Origin of the sequence: Streptomyces sp. NBC_01335 (assembly GCF_035953295.1) — a bacterium.
GTDB lineage: Bacteria > Actinomycetota > Actinomycetes > Streptomycetales > Streptomycetaceae > Streptomyces.
Genome location: NZ_CP108370.1, coordinates 3,164,098 through 3,179,585 on the forward strand (window position 1 = coordinate 3,164,098; position 15,488 = coordinate 3,179,585).

Consider the following 15,488-nt stretch of genomic DNA (forward strand, 5'->3'; position numbering starts at 1 on the left):
TCAGAGGCTGACGCCGACCGTCACCGGTTCGTTGACGAGGGTCACGCCGAACGCCTCGCGGACCCCGGCCACGACCTCGCGGGCGAGGGCGAGCAGGTCCTCGGTGGTGGCCTCGCCCCGGTTGGTGAGGGCGAGGGTGTGCTTGGTGGAGATGCGGGCGGGGCCGGTGCCGTACCCCTTGGTGAAACCGGCCTTGTCGATCAGCCAGGCGGCCGAGGTCTTGGTCCGCCCGTCCCCCGCCGGGTAGGCGGGCGGGGCGGTGTCGGGGCCCAGGCGTTCGGCGGCGCGGGCGAGGAGCTCCGCGTACTGCCGCTCGTCGAGCTCCGGGTTGGTGAAGAAGGAGCCGGCGGACCAGGTGTCGTGGTCCTCGGGGTCCAGCACCATGCCCTTGCCCGCGCGCAGCGCGAGGACGGTCTCCCGGGCGGCGGCGGCCGGGACCCGGTCGCCGGGCCCGACGCCGAGGGTGCGGGCCATCTCCGCGTACTTGACGGGCGCCGACAGTCCTCCCGCGTCCTCCAGCTCGAAGCGGACGCGCAGGACGACGTACCGGCCGGGGTGGTGCTTGAAGGTGCTGTGCCGGTAGGAGAAACCGCACGCGGCGTTGGAGAGGGTGACCGTCTCCCCCGAGCGCCGGTCGTAGGCGACGACCTCGCTGATGGTGGCGGCGACCTCCTGGCCGTACGCCCCCACGTTCTGGATCGGCGTGGCACCGGCGGAGCCGGGGATTCCGGCGAGGCACTCGATGCCCGCGAGCCCGGCTTCGACGGTACGGGCGACGGCGTCGGTCCAGACCTCGCCGGCCGCGAGTTCGAGGCGGGTGCCGGTGAGCTCGAAGCCGGTGGTGGCGATGCGCAGGGCGGTGCCGTCGAAGCCCTTGTCGCCGATGACCAGGTTGGAGCCGCCGCCGACGATCAGCAGCGGGGTGCCCGCGTCGTCGGCCTCGCGGACGGCAGCGATCACCTCGGCGTCGGTCGTCGCGGTGACGAGCCGGGTGGCCGGGCCGCCGAGCCGGAAGGTGGTCAGGGGGGCGAGGGGGGCGTCGTGGAGTACCTGCACGGGACCAGAGTACGGGCCCCGGTCCCGCCCGCCCCGACGCTCGGTCGGGGTCGGCGGGACCGGGGCCCGTACGGCGACCGGGACGGCTCTCAGGCCGGGACGCGGACGGCCGGGGTGGCGGACTCGGCCTCCGGCACCGGCGCGCCGGTGCGGCGGCCCGGCACCAGCAGGGCGACCAGCGCGGCGAGCGCCACCACGCCGGCCCCGATCCAGACCGCGGGCACGGTCCCGTCGGTGAACTGCTGCGGGGAGCCGAAGCCGCCCCGCGCGGAGAAGACGGAGGCCAGCACGGCGACCCCGAGGGCGCCGCCGACCTCGCGCAGCGCGTTGTTGGCGCCGGAGGCGATGCCCTGCTCGCCGGGCCGGACGCTCGACATGACGAGTCCGGAGGCGGGGGCGAAGTACATCGCCATGCCGACGCCACCGATGATCAGGCCGGGCAGCTGGGCGGTGTAGGCGACGTCGGGGCTGAGCACCCGGGCGAAGAGCGCGAGGCCCACCGCCTGGAGCGCGAGGCCGGTGACGACGATGGGGCGGCCGCCGAACCGGTCGCTGAGGTAGCCGGCGACCGGCGCGACCAGGATCGGCATACCGGTCCAGGGCAGCATCCGGAGTCCGGCCTCGGTGGGCGAGTAGCCGAGGGCGCTCTGCAGGAACTGGCTGAGCAGGAAGATCGAGCCGAACATCCCGAGGAACATCAGCAGGCTCGCGATGTTGATGCCGAAGAAGGCCCGGCTGCGGAAGAGCCGCATGGGGAGCATCGGGCGCTTCGCCCGGAAGCCGTGGACGACGAAGCCGGCCAGGAGCGCGCTTCCGGCGATCAGACCGGTGAGGACGGGCGCGCTGGTCCAGCCATCGGAGTTGGCGCTGACGAGGGCGTACACGATCCCGAAGAGGCCGGAGCTGACCAGCAGGGTGCCCGGGACGTCGAGCCGGGCGTCGGGGGCGTACGACTCCGTCAGCCGCAGCCGGGCCAGCGGCAGCAGGACGAGGCCCACGGGCACGTTGAGCCAGAAGATCCACTGCCAGGAGATGTGCTCGGTGATGCTGCCGCCGATCAGCGGGCCGCTCGCCACGGCGAGGCCGGTGACCGCGCTGTAGATGCCGAGCACCGCGCCCCGGCGCGCGGCCGGGACGGCGGCCGTGAGCAGCGTGAGGGTGAGCGGCATCATGATCGCGGCGCCGACGCCCTGGACCGCCCGGAAGGCGATGAGTTCGCCGATGCCGGGCGAGAGGGCCGCCGCGGCGGAGGCGCCGGTGAAGACGGAGAGTCCGATGAGGAAGAGCCGGCGGCGGCCGAACCGGTCGCCCAGGGCCGCGCCCATCATCAGGAGGACGGCGAAGGTGAGCGTGTAGGCGTTCACCGTCCATTCGAGCTCCTTCAGCCCGCCGCCGAGGCTCACGCGGATGGACGGCAGGGCCGTGGTCACGACGAGGTTGTCGAGCGCCGCCATGAAGCTGGCGACGCTGGTGACGACGAGAGCCCAGACGGCTCCGCCGCGCAGGGCTGTGGGTGTGGGCTGGTGCATGGTTCCCCCCTGATGATGAGCGATTAGTTATTGATGACTAACTTCTGCGGGCAGAGAACGGGGCACCCTCCGAACGCGGCGTTCGGCGGGCCCGGTGACGCTGTTCTCAGTCGGGGACCGGACCGGAGCCGGAGCCCGGGACGGGCCTGGGACCGAGGGGCTCGGGCCCGGCTTTCTCGCCCCCGCCGGACATCGGGCGGGCGGTGTCCCAGAAACACGACCAGACCCGGTGGCCGGCCGGGAAGCCGAGCGAGGTGAGGGTGTTGATGAGCATGCCGTGGGCGAAGTAGTTCTTGGTCTCCTCGCCGTCGGCACCGAGCGCGAGGTGGACCTCGTCCCACATCCGCTCCCAGCAGGCCCGCACCGAGTCGCCGAACTCGTGGTCGCCGGACGCCTCGGCCGCCGCGACGGCCGCGTACGTCTGCATCTGCATGAGCAGCTTGTCGGGGTCGTCGGCGATCAGCCGTCCGTACGCCGCGGCCATGCACTGGGCGGGATCCTCGGCGTCACCCGCCTTCACGAGGATGCTCATGGTGTCCGAGAGGCAGCGTTCGGCGGCGGCGAGGAACATCGCCTGCTTGCCGGGGAACAGGCGGAAGAGATACGGCTGCGAGACACCGACGGCCCGCGCGATCGTCTCCGTGGAGGTCCCGTCGTACCCGCCGCGGGCGAACGCGGTGATCGCCGCGTGGATGACGCTCTCGCGCCGCTCGTCCGCACTCATTCTCACCATGGAGGTAAGTTATTGCTCAATCACTAACTGCGTCAAGGGGTGAGCCGGGACACGCCGAAGGGGCACCCGCCGAAGCGGATGCCCCTTTCCGTGCGCCTGGCGGCGGCCCGTACGGGGTGGGCTCAGGCGAGGCGGACCACGGCGCGGGACATGCCCAGCACCTTCTGGCCGTCGCACATGGCGACCAGATCGACCCGGACCTGGTTGTCGTCCAGCTTGGCGGCGACCTTGCCGCTGACCTCGATCAGCGCACCCTTGTCGTCGTTCGGCACGACCACCGGCTTGGTGAAGCGCACGCCGTACTCGACGACCGCACCCGGGTCGCCGGCCCAGTCCGTGACCACCCGGACCGCCTCGGCCATGGTGAACATGCCGTGCGCGATGACGTCCGGGAGCCCGACCTCGACCGCGAACTTCTCGTTCCAGTGGATCGGGTTGAAGTCGCCGGACGCGCCCGCGTACCGCACCAGCGAGGCCCGGGTGACCGGGAAGGAGCGGGACGGCAGCTCCGTACCGACCTCGACCGACTCGTAAGCGACCTTCGCCGACATCACGCCTCCTCGGCGGCTCGCGCCACCAGCTTCGTCCAGGCCGTCACGACGTGTGCGCCGGACTCGTCGTGGACCTCACCGCGGATGTCCAGGATGTCGTTCCCGGCCATCGACTTGATCCGCTCGATGGTCGAGGTGACCGTCAGCCGGTCCCCCGCCCGCACCGGGCGCGTGTAGGCGAACTTCTGGTCGCCGTGCACGACCCGGCTGTAGTCGAGCCCCAGCTGCGGGTCCTCGACGACCTGCCCGGCGGCCTTGAACGTGATGGAGAAGACGAAGGTGGGCGGCGCGATCACGTCCGGGTGACCGAGCGCACGGGCCGCCTCCGCGTCGACGTACGCCGGATGGGTGTCACCCACCGCCTCGGCGAACTCGCGGATCTTCTCCCGGCCGACCTCGTACGCCGGGGTGGGCGGATAGGTCCGCCCCACGAAGGACTGGTCGAGCGCCATGAGCTCGCTACCTCCTGATGAAGTGAAAAAAGGGGTCGAGGGAAGTCGATGGAACCAACCCACGACCCCATACAACGACACGAGGCCGCCCCCAGTGGGGACGGCCTCGTGTACGAGCCTGTTTCAGCGCGTTTCGCGGTGCGCAGTGTGCGAGTTGCAGCGCGGGCAGTGCTTCTTCATCTCAAGACGGTCCGGGTTGTTACGCCGGTTCTTCTTGGTGATGTAGTTCCGCTCCTTGCACTCCACGCAGGCCAGCGTGATCTTCGGGCGGACGTCGGTGGCAGCCACGTGAGTGCTCCTAAGACGGACGGATGGACGGATGAACGCATAAAAGAGTAGCCGATCGAAGGACCGACCCCACAATCGGCTACCGTTTGTAGCGGTGACCGGACTTGAACCGGTGACACAGCGATTATGAGCCGCTTGCTCTACCGACTGAGCTACACCGCTTTGATGAAAGGATCCCCCCGCCGAAGCGGGGTTTCCCGATCACCAGAGCCCCAATGCGGAATCGAACCGCAGACCTTCTCCTTACCATGGAGACGCTCTACCGACTGAGCTATTGGGGCGAGCGAGGAAGACATTACACGGTTCTCCGCCGATCCCCCAAATCCGTTTCCGCGACCCCCCTCGGGGGCCCTCCCGGAGGCGCCCGCGAGGCCCCGTCAGGCCTCTGATCAGGGGCTGAACCCCGGGGCGCGGAACCACGGCCGCCCCACGGAACCCCTCCGTCCGGGGCGTCCCGCCACACCTCACCGGTATGACTATTTCGCTCCTCCCTGGGACAGGTCGGACTCCGCCCTAGGCTCGGGCCGGTTCGATCTTGAAAACGGCCGTTCCGGCGGCGCCCCGGCACCGTCCCGGCGGCCGCCGGGCCTGGCGGGACCACCATCCCTCAGTGGCGAGACCACCACCCCTCCCAGGAGCGCGATGCCCGACAGCCGGCCGAGGCGGCCCGACCACGACCCGGCGGACGGCCCCGGCGCGGCCCCCGAACCGCTCCTGCTGTGCGGCGCACGGCTCACCGACGGCCGCCCCGTGGACGTACGCGTGACGGGCGAGCGCATCGAGGCCGTCGGGGACCCCGGCAGCCTCGGCACCAGGGGCGCCCGGGTCGACCTGCGCGGCTACCTGCTGCTCCCCGCCCCCGCCGAACCCCACGCCCACGGCGACACCGCCCTCACCGCCTCCGACTGCGACGGCGATCCGCGCGGCCCCCAGGACCTGCGCCGGCGCGCGACCGAGGCCGCCCTGCTCCAGCTGGGCCACGGCGCGACCGCGCTGCGCACCCACGTCCGGGTCGGCGGCACGCAGGGCCTCGCACCCCTGGAGGCCGTCCTGCAGGCCCGGTACGCGCTGCGCGGGCTGACCGACCTCACGCCCGTGGCGGTCCCCCGGCGCCTCACCGGAGCCTCCGGCGGGGACGGTACGGCCCTGCTCAGGGACGCCGTCGCGATGGGCGCGGGCGTGATCGGCGGGCGCCCGGACCTCGACCCCGACCCGGACGGGCACGCGGAGCGGGCCCTCGCCGTCGCCGCCGAGCACAGGCTCCCGGTGGACCTGCACACGGACGCGGCCGACCCCGCCCGGCTGGCCCGGTTCGCCGCGATGGCGGCCGACCTGAGGGCGGGACCCACGACCGGCCCGGGGGCGGAGCCGGGACCTTCGCCGCAGGGCCCGCGGGTCACCATCGGCCCCTGCGGCGGCCTTTCGCGGCTGCCGCCGGAGACCGCGCGGCAGGCGGCCCGTCAACTCGCCGCGGCCGGTGTGGCGGTCGTCTGCCTGCCCCAGGGCTGCTGCTCCGGTACGAAGCGCCGACTCACCGCCCCCGTACGCCTGTTGAGGGCGGCCGGCGTGAGCGTGGCGGCGGGCAGCGGGGCGTTGCGCGACACCGCGAACCCGGTCGGGCGCGGGGACCCGCTGGAGGCGGCGTACCTGCTGGCCTCGCAGCACGGACTGCCCGTCAGAACCGCGTACGACGCCGTCGCGAGCACCGCCCGGCAGGTGATGGGGCTGCCCGAAGTGCGGGTGGAGGCGGGCGCCCCGGCCGAACTCCTCGCCGTGCGCGGCGACGGACTCGCGGGCGTGCTCTCGCTCGCGTACAGCCGGATCGTGGTGCACCGGGGGCGGATCGTCGCCCGGACGAGCGCGGTGCGCGAGTACTGCGACACGGAGCTGCCGGAGCCGTACGGGCTGCCCCGCCAGGGCAGACCGGGACCCGGTCCCGGGCCCGGCCCGGGTTGAACTCCGTCCCGGCCGGGCGCGCTCCGGGCGGGCGGGGCCCGCTCCGGCGTACGGTCGTGACCATGCGCATTGTCATCGCAGGTGGACATGGTCAGATCGCACTGCGGCTGGAGCGACTGCTCGCCGCGCGCGGGGACGAGGCGGTCGGCGTCGTCCGCGATCCGGGTCAACGCGGGGACTTGGAGGCGGTGGGCGCCCGAGCGGCCGTGCTGGACCTCGAATCGGCCTCCGTGGACGAGGTGGCCGAGGTACTCAGGGGCGCCGACGCCGTGGTCTTCGCGGCGGGCGCGGGTCCGAAGAGCGGGGCCGGGCGCAAGGACACGGTGGACCGGGCGGCGGCGGTGCTCTTCGCCGACGCGGCCGAACGCGCCGGTGTACGGCGCTACGTCATGGTCTCGGCCATGGGCGCCGACGCCTCGCACCCGGGCGACGAGGTCTTCGACGTGTACCTGCGGGCGAAGGGCGCGGCGGACGACGCCGTACGGGCGCGCCCCGGCCTCGACTGGACGATCCTCCGCCCCGGCCTGCTCACCGACGACGCCGGCACCGGCCTGGTCCTGCTCGCCCCCTCCACCGGCCGGGGCCCGGTCCCCCGCGACGACGTGGCGGCGGCCCTCGCCGAGCTGCTGGACACCCCGAGCACGGCGGGCCTGACCCTGGAGCTGATCTCGGGCAACGTGCCGGTGGCGGTCGCGGTCCGGAACGTCGCGGGGAACTGAGCGGACGCGGGCCCGCGGCGGGCATACGGAATCCCCGCCGCAGGCCCGCGCGCCGGCATCCGCACAGGAAAGCCCCCGGACATGAAGAAAGCCCCCGTCCACATTGCTGTGGACGGGGGCTTCCCGTTCGGTGGCGGCGCCAGGGTTCGAACCTGGGTAGGCTGAGCCGGCAGATTTACAGTCTGCTCCCTTTGGCCACTCGGGCACACCGCCTCGAACATCACTCCGGAGCCCCGCTCGGGGACTCCTTGGCGACGACGTAAACGATACCCGATGCTCAGGGGTGCTCCGCCACTCGATTGATCAGCGTTGGGACGCGGGGCCAGCCTTTAGGCTTTCTCCTGCACCGCATTGCATCCCACGCTTACGACCGATCACGACGCAAGGAGCCACACGTCATGGCCGACTCCAGTTTCGACATCGTCTCGAAGGTCGAGCGGCAGGAGGTCGACAACGCCCTCAACCAGGCCGCCAAGGAGATCTCCCAGCGCTACGACTTCAAGGGCACCGGCGCGTCGATCGCCTGGTCCGGCGAGAAGATCCTGATGGAGGCGAACGGCGAGGAGCGCGTCAAGGCGATCCTCGACATCTTCGAGACCAAGCTGATCAAGCGCGGGATCTCGCTGAAGTCGCTGGACGCGGGCGAGCCGCAGCTCTCCGGCAAGGAGTACAAGATCTTCGCCACCATCGAGGAAGGCATCTCCCAGGAGAACGCCAAGAAGGTCGCCAAGGTCATCCGCGACGAGGGTCCCAAGGGTGTCAAGGCGCAGGTCCAGGGCGACGAGCTGCGGGTCAGCTCGAAGAGCCGCGACGACCTCCAGGCCGTCCAGGCGCTGCTCAAGGGCAAGGACTTCGACTTCGCCCTGCAGTACGTCAACTACCGGTGACGGACGGGCTGTCGCCCGTACTCCCGCGCAGATCCTGAGGTTCCCCACGGCGGTGTCGTTCTCGGCACCGCCGTGAGCCGTGTCCGGGTGCGGGCGGTCTCCCGGGGCGTGTCCACCGGATGCCTGATGTCGGATTCCCGCCAGCCGGACGGTGCGCCGGTGGCGCAGACTCGTGGGTACGGGACCGAGTGGCGCGCGAGAGGGATGAGGGCCGATGAGCACGGTGTACACGAGGTTCGACAGCCCGCTGGGCGAGCTGCTGCTGGTCGGCGACGAGGCGTCCGGGGGCCTGCTCTCCGTGTCCGTACCGGGTCAGAAGGGCGGGGCGGCCGTCCTGGCGGGGTGGCGGGAGGCGCCGGAGGCACTCGCGGAGGTCCGGGCACAGCTCTCGGCGTACTTCGCGGGCCGGCTGACGCGTTTCGAGCTGCGGTACGCGCCGGGGGCCGGGACGGAGTTCCAGCGGCGGGTCTGGGAGGCGCTGGAGGAGATCCCGTACGGCAGGACGGTGTCGTACGGCTGGGTGGCGGAGCGGGTAGGTGTCGCGGGGGCCGGGGTACGGGCCGTGGGCACCGCGATCGGGCGCAATCCGCTGCTGGTGGTGCGGCCGTGCCACCGGGTGATCGGCGCGGACGGGTCGCTGCGGGGGTACGCGGGCGGGCCGGAGCGCAAGGAGCGGCTGCTGACGTTCGAGGGCGCCTGGGCCGACGGCCGGACGACGGGGGACGCGGCGGAGGGCCCGGCGGTGCGCCTGGCCGGGCGGAGCTGACCGTGGCGGCGGGGCTGTTTCCGAGGGAGCGGCGGACCGTCGCTCCCGGGGCGGTGCACGTGCCGGGGTGGCTGTCGGTGGAGCGGCAGCGGGAGCTGGTGGTGGCCTGCCGGGAGTGGGCGCGGGGGCCGGTGCCGCTGCGGCACACGGAGCTGCCGGGCGGCGGGGTGATGTCGGTGCGGACGGTGTGCCTGGGGTGGCACTGGCGGCCGTACCGGTACGTCCGTACCGCCGACGACGTGAACGGCGCGCGGGTGGCGGACTTCCCCGGGTGGCTGGCGGAGCTGGGCCGGGCGGCGGTGGCCGAGGCGTACGAGGACGAGGCGGCGGGCCGGGCGTACGCGCCGGACGCGGGGCTGGTGAACTTCTACGACGACACGGCCAGGATGGGCATGCACCAGGACCGGGAGGAGCTCTCGGGGGCCCCGGTGGTGTCGCTCAGCATCGGCGACACCTGCGTCTTCCGGTTCGGGAACACGGAGGACCGGGGGCGTCCCTGGACGGACGTGGAGCTGGAGTCCGGTGATCTCTTCGTGTTCGGCGGCCCGTCCCGGTTCGCGTTCCACGGGGTGCCGAAGGTGTACCCGGGAACGGCCGGCCCGGACACGGGGATGCGGGCCGGCCGGCTGAATCTGACGCTGCGGGAGACCGGTCTGGACGACCGGTGACCGGCGGGCGGGCGGCGGGGGGTCAGCGGCGTTCGCGTGAGTTGCCGAAGAGCAGCCGGTAGACGATGAGCAGCACCAGGGAGCCCGCGATGGCGGCCACCCAGGTCGCGAGGTCGAAGAAGTCGTCGTTGATGGGACGGTCGAGGAACTTCGCGGAGAGCCAGCCCCCGACGAACGCTCCGGCGATCCCGATGAGGGTCGTGATGATGATGCCGCCGGGATCGCGTCCCGGCAGCAGAACCTTGGCTATGACTCCGGCGACAAGCCCGAGGATGATCCACGCGATGATGCCCATGTGACCCGCCTACCCCTTTCCTGGTTACGGAATCAGGGACGCGTGCGGGGTGGGATCGGTTGCCCGGAACGGTCGCTCGGAACGGTTGTCCGGTGTGACGGCGGACAGGCCCTGGGCCGTGTCCGGTCTACCGGGTGGCGAAGGGCTGGTCGGTGGGGACGACCTCCTTGCCGAACGGCATCAGCGACACCGGGATCAGCTTGAAGTTCGCGATGGCCAGCGGGATGCCGATGATCGTGACGAAGAGCGCGATGCCGGTGACGATGTGGCCGAGCGCCAGCCACCAGCCGGCGAGGACCAGCCAGAGAACGTTGCCGACGCAGGAGGCGCCGCCCGCGTCGCGGCGGTCGACCACCATGTAGCCGAAGGGCCAGAGGGCGTAGATGCCGATACGGAACGCGGCCACGCCGAAGGGGATGCCGATGATCGTGATGCAGAGGACGAGACCTGCGGCGAGGTAGCCGAGGCACATCCAGAAGCCGCACAGGACCAGCCAAATGACGTTCAGGATCGTCTTCACGGTCGATGACCTGCCATCTTCTCTAGTCGGGCGATGCGTTCCGCCATCGGCGGATGCGTCGAGAACATCCTGGACACGCCCTGGCCGGGCCGGAACGGGTTCGCGATCATCATGTGGCTCGCGGTCTCGATGCGCGGCTCCGGCGGCAGCGGGAGCTGTTTGGTGCCCGCGTCGAGCTTGGCCAGGGCGCTCGCCAGGGCGAGCGGGTCCCCGGTGAGCTGGGCTCCGGAGGCGTCGGCCTCGTACTCGCGGGAGCGGCTCACGGCGAGCTGGATGACGGAGGCGGCGAGCGGGCCCAGGATCATCACGAGCAGCAGGCCGAAAATGCCGGGGCCCTCGTCGTCGCTGGAGCGGCCGACCGGGACCAGCCAGGCGAAGTTGACCAGGAACATCACGACGGAGGCGAGCGCTCCGGCGACGGAGGAGATCAGGATGTCGCGGTTGTAGACGTGGCTCAGCTCGTGGCCGAGGACCCCTCGCAGCTCGCGTTCGTCCAGGATCTGGAGGATGCCGTCGGTGCAGCAGACGGCGGCGTTGCGCGGATTGCGTCCGGTGGCGAAGGCGTTGGGTGCCTGGGTGGGCGAGATGTAGAGCCGGGGCATCGGCTGGCGGGCGGCGGTCGAGAGCTCGCGCACGATGCGGTAGATCGTGGGGGCCTCGAACTCGCTGACGGGACGCGCCCGCATCGCCCGCAGGGCCAGCTTGTCGCTGTTCCAGTACGCGTAGGCGTTGGTGGCGACCGCCACGAGGAGCGCGACGATCAGGCCGGTACGCCCGAAGAAGCTGCCGATGACGATGATCAGTGCGGACAGGCCGCCGAGGAGTACGGCGGTCTTCAGCCCGTTGTGCCGGCGGTGCACGGTACGCCCTCCAAATGGTGCAGCAGGGGAACCCTTGCTCGATCGGTGTCCACTTCTCAGTGGAGCTTCCCGCTCTGGTCAACGCCAGGCGAGGTGAGCTAGTTCCCTTGTGCGCGGGCCCGGAGGGCGGGGCCCGCGCGGCTGTACGGGGGCGGAGGGGCGGGAAAGCCCTGGGTGAGCCGTACGGGTGGCGCGGGCGCCGGCGGCAGGCTCCCGGGGGCCGTCAGCGCTGGGCGGGGAGCTTCTGGGCCCCCACGGGCTTCCCGGTGATCCGCTCGGCGAGCGCCACGGCGGCGGGGTCGGGCTCGACCTCACTGGTGCAGTGGCCGCAGCGCGAGGCGATGGCCGGGATGGCGGTGTAGCAGCGCGGGCAGTCGCGCAGGGCCGCCTTGATGTCGGCGGGCTCGTCGGCCTTCTTCGCGGTGAAGCGGTCCTGGACCTTCTGCATGGGGACGACGACGCAGAAGTAGAGCACGGCGGCGGTGATGACGAAGGCGATGGCCGCGGCGATGAAGAGGCCGTAGGGGAACGTGACGCCCTCGACGTCGAACGACGCCTTGTTGAAGTCGCCGGTGCCCCGGGTGATGACACCGATGAGCGGCACGATGAAGGCGTTGCTGAATCCGGTGACGACGGCGGTGAAGGCCGCTCCCACGGCGAGGCCGATCGCCATGGAGATGACGTTGCCCCGCAGGATGAAGTCCTTGAATCCGTTCAGCACTGCGCTGTCTCCCTCGTTCCGCTCGTCGCGCCCGTCGCGCGCTCTCCGTGCTCTCCGCGCTCCTCACGCCGGGTGTTCGCCCGATGCGTGAGGGCTGCACGCAGACCCTGCCCTGTCCCGGCCCGCCGGTGCAAACCAGTGAGGTGAGAGCCGGGACGGTGGTCCGGGAACCGTCAGAAAAGCGTTCCTCCGGCGAACCTCAGAACGATCTGCGGCGCCGCGGAGAGGACGACCGCGGCGACGGTGGTGAGGACGAGCGCGGCGACGAGGGGGGCCGGGGCGGCGGCCGTACGGCCCTCCACGACCACCGGGGCCGCGGCCGGGGCGGCCTCCGCCGGGCCCGGGCCCGCTTCCGTGCCCCGGAAGAGCAGCGCGGTCCACCGGAGGTAGTAGGCGAGGGCGATCACCACGTTGACGGCCATCACGACGGCGAGCCAGCCCAGGCCCGCGTCGACGGCGGACCGGAAGACGGTGACCTTGGCGAAAAGGCCGATGATGCCCGGCGGCAGTCCGGCCAGGCAGAGCAGGAAGAAGGCGAGCGCCAGGGCGGTGAGGGGGCTGCGGGCGTAGAGGTCGCGGTAGTCGGAGAGGCGGTTGCCGGGGCTCGTACGGGCGACGAGCGCGGCGACCGCGAAGGCGCCGAGGTTCACGACGGCGTACATCAGGGCGTACGCGACGGTGGAGCCCGCCTGGAGCTCGTCGGTGTACGCGCCCGCGGCGACCGGCACCAGGAGGTAGCCGGCCTGGCCGACGGAGGACCAGGCGAGCAGGCGTACGGCGCTGCGGGAGCGGGCGGGGTCCTGGCGGAGGGCCGCGACGTTCCCGACGGTCATGGTGAGCGCGGCGAGGACGGCGAGGGCCGGTCCCCACACGTCGGAGTAGGCCGGGAAGGCCATCACGGTGACCAGGATCAGGCCCGAGAAGCCGACCGCCTTGCCGACGACGGAGAGGTACGCGGCGATGGGCAGCGGGGCGCCGACGTAGGTGTCGGGGACCCAGAAGTGGAAGGGCGCGGCGGCGGTCTTGAAGGCGAAGCCGACGAGAGTGAGCGCCACGCCCGTCGCCGCGAGGGTGGTGAACCGGGCGGGTACGTCGTCGAGGACGTCGGACAGCTCGGTGAGGTGGGTGGTGCCGGCGGCCGCGTACACGAAGCTGACGCCCAGGAGCATCACGGCGGTCGCGGTGACCGACGACAGGAAGAACTTGAGGGCCGCCTCCGAGGAGCGGCGGTCGCCGCGCTTGATGCCGACGAGGGCGAAGGCGGGCAGCGAGGCGACTTCCAGGGCGACGACGAGGGTGATCAGGTCGCGGGAGGCGGGCAGCAGCGCCGCGCCGGCGGCCGAGGAGAGCAGCAGGAACCAGAACTCGCCCGCGGGCAGTTTCCGGGTGTCGTCGAGCGAGAGCAGCGCGGTGAGCAGCGCCCCGACGAGGACCAGGGCCTGGATCACGAGGGCGAAGCCGTCGGCGGTGTAGCTGCACGCCCGTCCCGTGCCGGGGGTGGTGACGTCGACGCAGAAGGTGGAGCGGTGGCCGCCCAGCAGGGGGACCAGGAAGGCGAGGGCGACGACGAGCCCGGCGACGGTGGCGTACCCGAGGAGCGGCTTGTGGCGCTCGGCGAGGAAGAGGTCGGCGACGAGGACGGCGAGCGCCAGTACGGCGACGACGAGCGGGGGTGCGACGGCGAGCCAGTCGATCGACTGGACGAGGCCGGCGGCCGACTCCACCGCCGGTGCTCCGGCCGGGCCCGTCGTGGCGGGGCCCGGGGCCGCTTCGACGGCGGCGGTCACGAGGTCCGTGATCACGACTTGCCTCCTGCGAGGAGCTTCTGCACGGCCGGGTCGGTGAGTCCCAGGAGGACGGCGGGCCAGAGTCCGGCGAGGACGGTGAGGGCGACGAGCGGGGTCCAGGCGGCGAACTCGTACGGGCGGACGTCGGCGATCTCCGCGGTGGTGGCCGCCTCGTCGGCGGTGAGCGTGGCCACCGCGGTCGCCGTGGTGCCCGTGGGGGCCTTGGTGCCCACGGGGGCCGCGGGCTCCTGATGCGTGGTGCCGAGGCCGGTGCCGCCGCTCGGGCGCGCGGGCGGTTCGCCCATGCAGACGCGGCGGACCACGACGAGCATGTACGCGGCGGTGAGCAGGGTGCCGAACGCGCCGAACGCCGTGAACGTCCAGAACGCGGGGCGGCTGAGGCCCCCGGCCGGGTCGAACGCGCCGAACAGGGTGAGCATCTCGCCCCAGAACCCGGCGAGGCCGGGGAGCCCGAGGGAGGCCACGGCGGCGAACGCGAGCAGGGCGCCGAGGCGGGGCGCGCGGCCGTAGAGGGCGGCACCGGTGGCCCCGGCGAGGGTGTCGAGGTCGGCGGTGCCGTGACGGTCCTTCACCGCGCCGACCAGGAAGAACAGCAGACCGGTGATGAGGCCGTGGGCGATGTTGGCGAAGAGCGCGCCGTTGACGCCGGTGGGGGTCATGGAGGCGATGCCGAGGAGCACGAAGCCCATGTGGCCGACGGAGGAGTACGCGATCAGGCGCTTGAGGTCGCCCTTGGCGCCGGGTCGGGCGAGGGCGAGGCAGGCGAGCGATCCGTAGACGATCCCGGCGACCGCGAGGGCGCCGAGGTACGGCGCGAAGGTGTGCATGCCCTCGGGGGCGACCGGCAGGAGCACCCGGACGAATCCGTACGTGCCCATCTTCAGCATCACGCCCGCCAGCAGCACCGAGCCGACCGTGGGGGCGGCGGTGTGCGCGTCGGGGAGCCAGCTGTGCAGCGGCCACATCGGGGTCTTCACCGCGAGCCCGATCCCGATCGCCAGAACGGCGATGACCTGCACGGACGTGGAGAGCCCGCGGCCGTTGTCAGTGGCGAGTGCCACCATGTCGAACGTGCCGCCGCTCAGTCCCACGAGCAGCAGTCCGAGCAGCATGACCACGGAGCCCAGCACCGTGTAGAGGACGAATTTCGAGGCCGCGGCCTGCTTGCCCTCGCCGCCCCAGCGGGCGATGAGGAAGTACATCGGGATGAGGACCATCTCGAAGGCGAGGAAGAAGAGCAACAGGTCCAGCACGGCGAAGGTCGCCAGCGTGCCGGACTCCAGCAGCAGGATCAGGGCGACGAAGGCCTTCGGGGACGGGCCCGCGGGCATCTTGAAGTAGCTGTACAGCGCGCAGAGGAAGGTCAGGAGCGCGGTGAGCACGACCAGGGGGAGAGAGATGCCGTCGATGCCGAGGTGGATGCGGACGTCCAGTGCCGGGATCCAGCCGATGTCGGTGGTGGCCTGCATCGTCGACGCGTGGTCGCGGTCGAAGCCGGCCGCCAGCACCAGGGTGACGAGGAGGATCGCGCCGGTCACGGTCACACCGTGGCGGAGCACGGCCTGGTCGGGGTCACGGCCCTTCAGACCGGGCGGGGCGGGGAGCAGGGCGGCGACGGCGCCCACCAGCGGGCCGACGACGGCCAACGCCAGAAGGACCTGCATCACGGACGGGCTGAT

At 72.1% G+C, this 15,488-nt stretch carries 17 protein-coding genes and 3 tRNA genes; 5 read left to right on the forward strand and 15 right to left on the reverse strand.

The annotated features are described in order from the left end of the window. From OG599_RS13530 to OG599_RS13565, 8 genes are all read right to left on the reverse strand, one after another. Complete coding sequence (locus OG599_RS13530) at positions 1 to 1,056, reverse strand: UDP-N-acetylmuramate dehydrogenase (protein WP_327176220.1); 1,056 nt, start codon at positions 1,054 to 1,056, stop codon at positions 1 to 3. Positions 1,057 to 1,145: 89 nt separating this feature from the next. Further along, the gene (locus OG599_RS13535) at positions 1,146 to 2,585 is read right to left on the reverse strand and encodes a DHA2 family efflux MFS transporter permease subunit (protein WP_327176221.1); all 1,440 of its coding nucleotides are present in this window, start codon (positions 2,583 to 2,585) and stop codon (positions 1,146 to 1,148) included. A gap of 106 nt (positions 2,586 to 2,691) precedes the next feature. Continuing rightward, positions 2,692 to 3,309: a TetR/AcrR family transcriptional regulator gene (locus OG599_RS13540; protein ID WP_327180024.1), complete on the reverse strand. Its 618-nt coding sequence runs from the start codon at positions 3,307 to 3,309 to the stop codon at positions 2,692 to 2,694. Positions 3,310 to 3,440: 131 nt separating this feature from the next. Beyond that, positions 3,441 to 3,869, reverse strand: a complete 429-nt coding sequence (locus OG599_RS13545; RefSeq protein ID WP_327176222.1) for a MaoC family dehydratase — start codon at positions 3,867 to 3,869, stop codon at positions 3,441 to 3,443. Beyond that, the gene (locus OG599_RS13550) at positions 3,869 to 4,321 is read right to left on the reverse strand and encodes a MaoC family dehydratase N-terminal domain-containing protein (RefSeq protein WP_327176223.1); all 453 of its coding nucleotides are present in this window, start codon (positions 4,319 to 4,321) and stop codon (positions 3,869 to 3,871) included. Before OG599_RS13550 ends, OG599_RS13545 begins: the two co-directional genes overlap by 1 nt. A 123-nt stretch (positions 4,322 to 4,444) precedes the next feature. After that, the gene (gene rpmG, locus OG599_RS13555; protein WP_003956487.1) at positions 4,445 to 4,609 is read right to left on the reverse strand and encodes a 50S ribosomal protein L33; all 165 of its coding nucleotides are present in this window, start codon (positions 4,607 to 4,609) and stop codon (positions 4,445 to 4,447) included. 89 nt (positions 4,610 to 4,698) lie between these two features. Continuing rightward, positions 4,699 to 4,771 (reverse strand) — tRNA-Met (locus OG599_RS13560). A gap of 46 nt (positions 4,772 to 4,817) precedes the next feature. After that, a tRNA-Thr gene (locus OG599_RS13565) sits at positions 4,818 to 4,890 on the reverse strand. A 361-nt stretch (positions 4,891 to 5,251) separates the two neighbouring features. Here OG599_RS13565 and OG599_RS13570 point away from each other — a divergent pair. Both OG599_RS13570 and OG599_RS13575 read left to right on the forward strand, forming a co-directional pair. Then, positions 5,252 to 6,565 carry an amidohydrolase family protein gene (locus tag OG599_RS13570; protein WP_327176224.1) on the forward strand — a complete coding sequence of 438 codons (1,314 nt, stop codon included), beginning with the start codon at positions 5,252 to 5,254 and terminating at the stop codon, positions 6,563 to 6,565. Between the two features lie 62 nt (positions 6,566 to 6,627). Beyond that, on the forward strand, positions 6,628 to 7,284 hold the full coding sequence (locus OG599_RS13575; protein ID WP_327176225.1) for an SDR family oxidoreductase: 657 nt from the start codon (positions 6,628 to 6,630) through the stop codon (positions 7,282 to 7,284). A 131-nt stretch (positions 7,285 to 7,415) separates the two neighbouring features. Here OG599_RS13575 and OG599_RS13580 read toward each other — a convergent pair. Further along, positions 7,416 to 7,497 (reverse strand) — tRNA-Tyr (locus OG599_RS13580). 185 nt (positions 7,498 to 7,682) lie between these two features. Here OG599_RS13580 and OG599_RS13585 point away from each other — a divergent pair. The 3 genes from OG599_RS13585 (at position 7,683) to OG599_RS13595 (ending at position 9,605) form a co-directional block, all read left to right on the forward strand. Then, positions 7,683 to 8,171, forward strand: coding sequence for a YajQ family cyclic di-GMP-binding protein (locus OG599_RS13585; RefSeq protein ID WP_275493775.1), 489 nt, complete (start codon positions 7,683 to 7,685; stop codon positions 8,169 to 8,171). A gap of 214 nt (positions 8,172 to 8,385) precedes the next feature. Beyond that, a complete protein-coding gene (locus OG599_RS13590; RefSeq protein ID WP_327176226.1) occupies positions 8,386 to 8,937 on the forward strand; it encodes a methylated-DNA--[protein]-cysteine S-methyltransferase in 552 nt (183 codons plus the stop codon). Between the two features lie 2 nt (positions 8,938 to 8,939). Beyond that, positions 8,940 to 9,605, forward strand: coding sequence for an alpha-ketoglutarate-dependent dioxygenase AlkB family protein (locus tag OG599_RS13595; RefSeq protein ID WP_327176227.1), 666 nt, complete (start codon positions 8,940 to 8,942; stop codon positions 9,603 to 9,605). A 22-nt stretch (positions 9,606 to 9,627) separates the two neighbouring features. Here OG599_RS13595 and OG599_RS13600 read toward each other — a convergent pair whose 3' ends face one another. The 6 genes from OG599_RS13600 to OG599_RS13625 form a co-directional block, all read right to left on the reverse strand. Next, positions 9,628 to 9,900, reverse strand: a complete 273-nt coding sequence (locus OG599_RS13600) for a GlsB/YeaQ/YmgE family stress response membrane protein (protein WP_327176228.1) — start codon at positions 9,898 to 9,900, stop codon at positions 9,628 to 9,630. A 127-nt stretch (positions 9,901 to 10,027) separates the two neighbouring features. Further along, positions 10,028 to 10,420, reverse strand: coding sequence for a YccF domain-containing protein (locus tag OG599_RS13605; protein WP_327176229.1), 393 nt, complete (start codon positions 10,418 to 10,420; stop codon positions 10,028 to 10,030). Continuing rightward, positions 10,417 to 11,280 (reverse strand): zinc metalloprotease HtpX, encoded by an 864-nt coding sequence (htpX, locus tag OG599_RS13610; RefSeq protein ID WP_327176230.1) that lies wholly within the window; start codon positions 11,278 to 11,280, stop codon positions 10,417 to 10,419. The genes OG599_RS13605 and htpX overlap by 4 nt, the downstream gene beginning before the upstream one ends. Positions 11,281 to 11,503: 223 nt before the next feature. After that, positions 11,504 to 12,001, reverse strand: coding sequence for a large conductance mechanosensitive channel protein MscL (locus OG599_RS13615; RefSeq protein ID WP_327176231.1), 498 nt, complete (start codon positions 11,999 to 12,001; stop codon positions 11,504 to 11,506). A gap of 173 nt (positions 12,002 to 12,174) precedes the next feature. Then, positions 12,175 to 13,803, reverse strand: a complete 1,629-nt coding sequence (locus OG599_RS13620) for an NADH-quinone oxidoreductase subunit N (protein WP_327176232.1) — start codon at positions 13,801 to 13,803, stop codon at positions 12,175 to 12,177. Continuing rightward, on the reverse strand, positions 13,800 to 15,473 hold the full coding sequence (locus OG599_RS13625; protein WP_327180025.1) for a complex I subunit 4 family protein: 1,674 nt from the start codon (positions 15,471 to 15,473) through the stop codon (positions 13,800 to 13,802). Before OG599_RS13625 ends, OG599_RS13620 begins: the two co-directional genes overlap by 4 nt. Positions 15,474 to 15,488 lie beyond the last annotated feature (15 nt).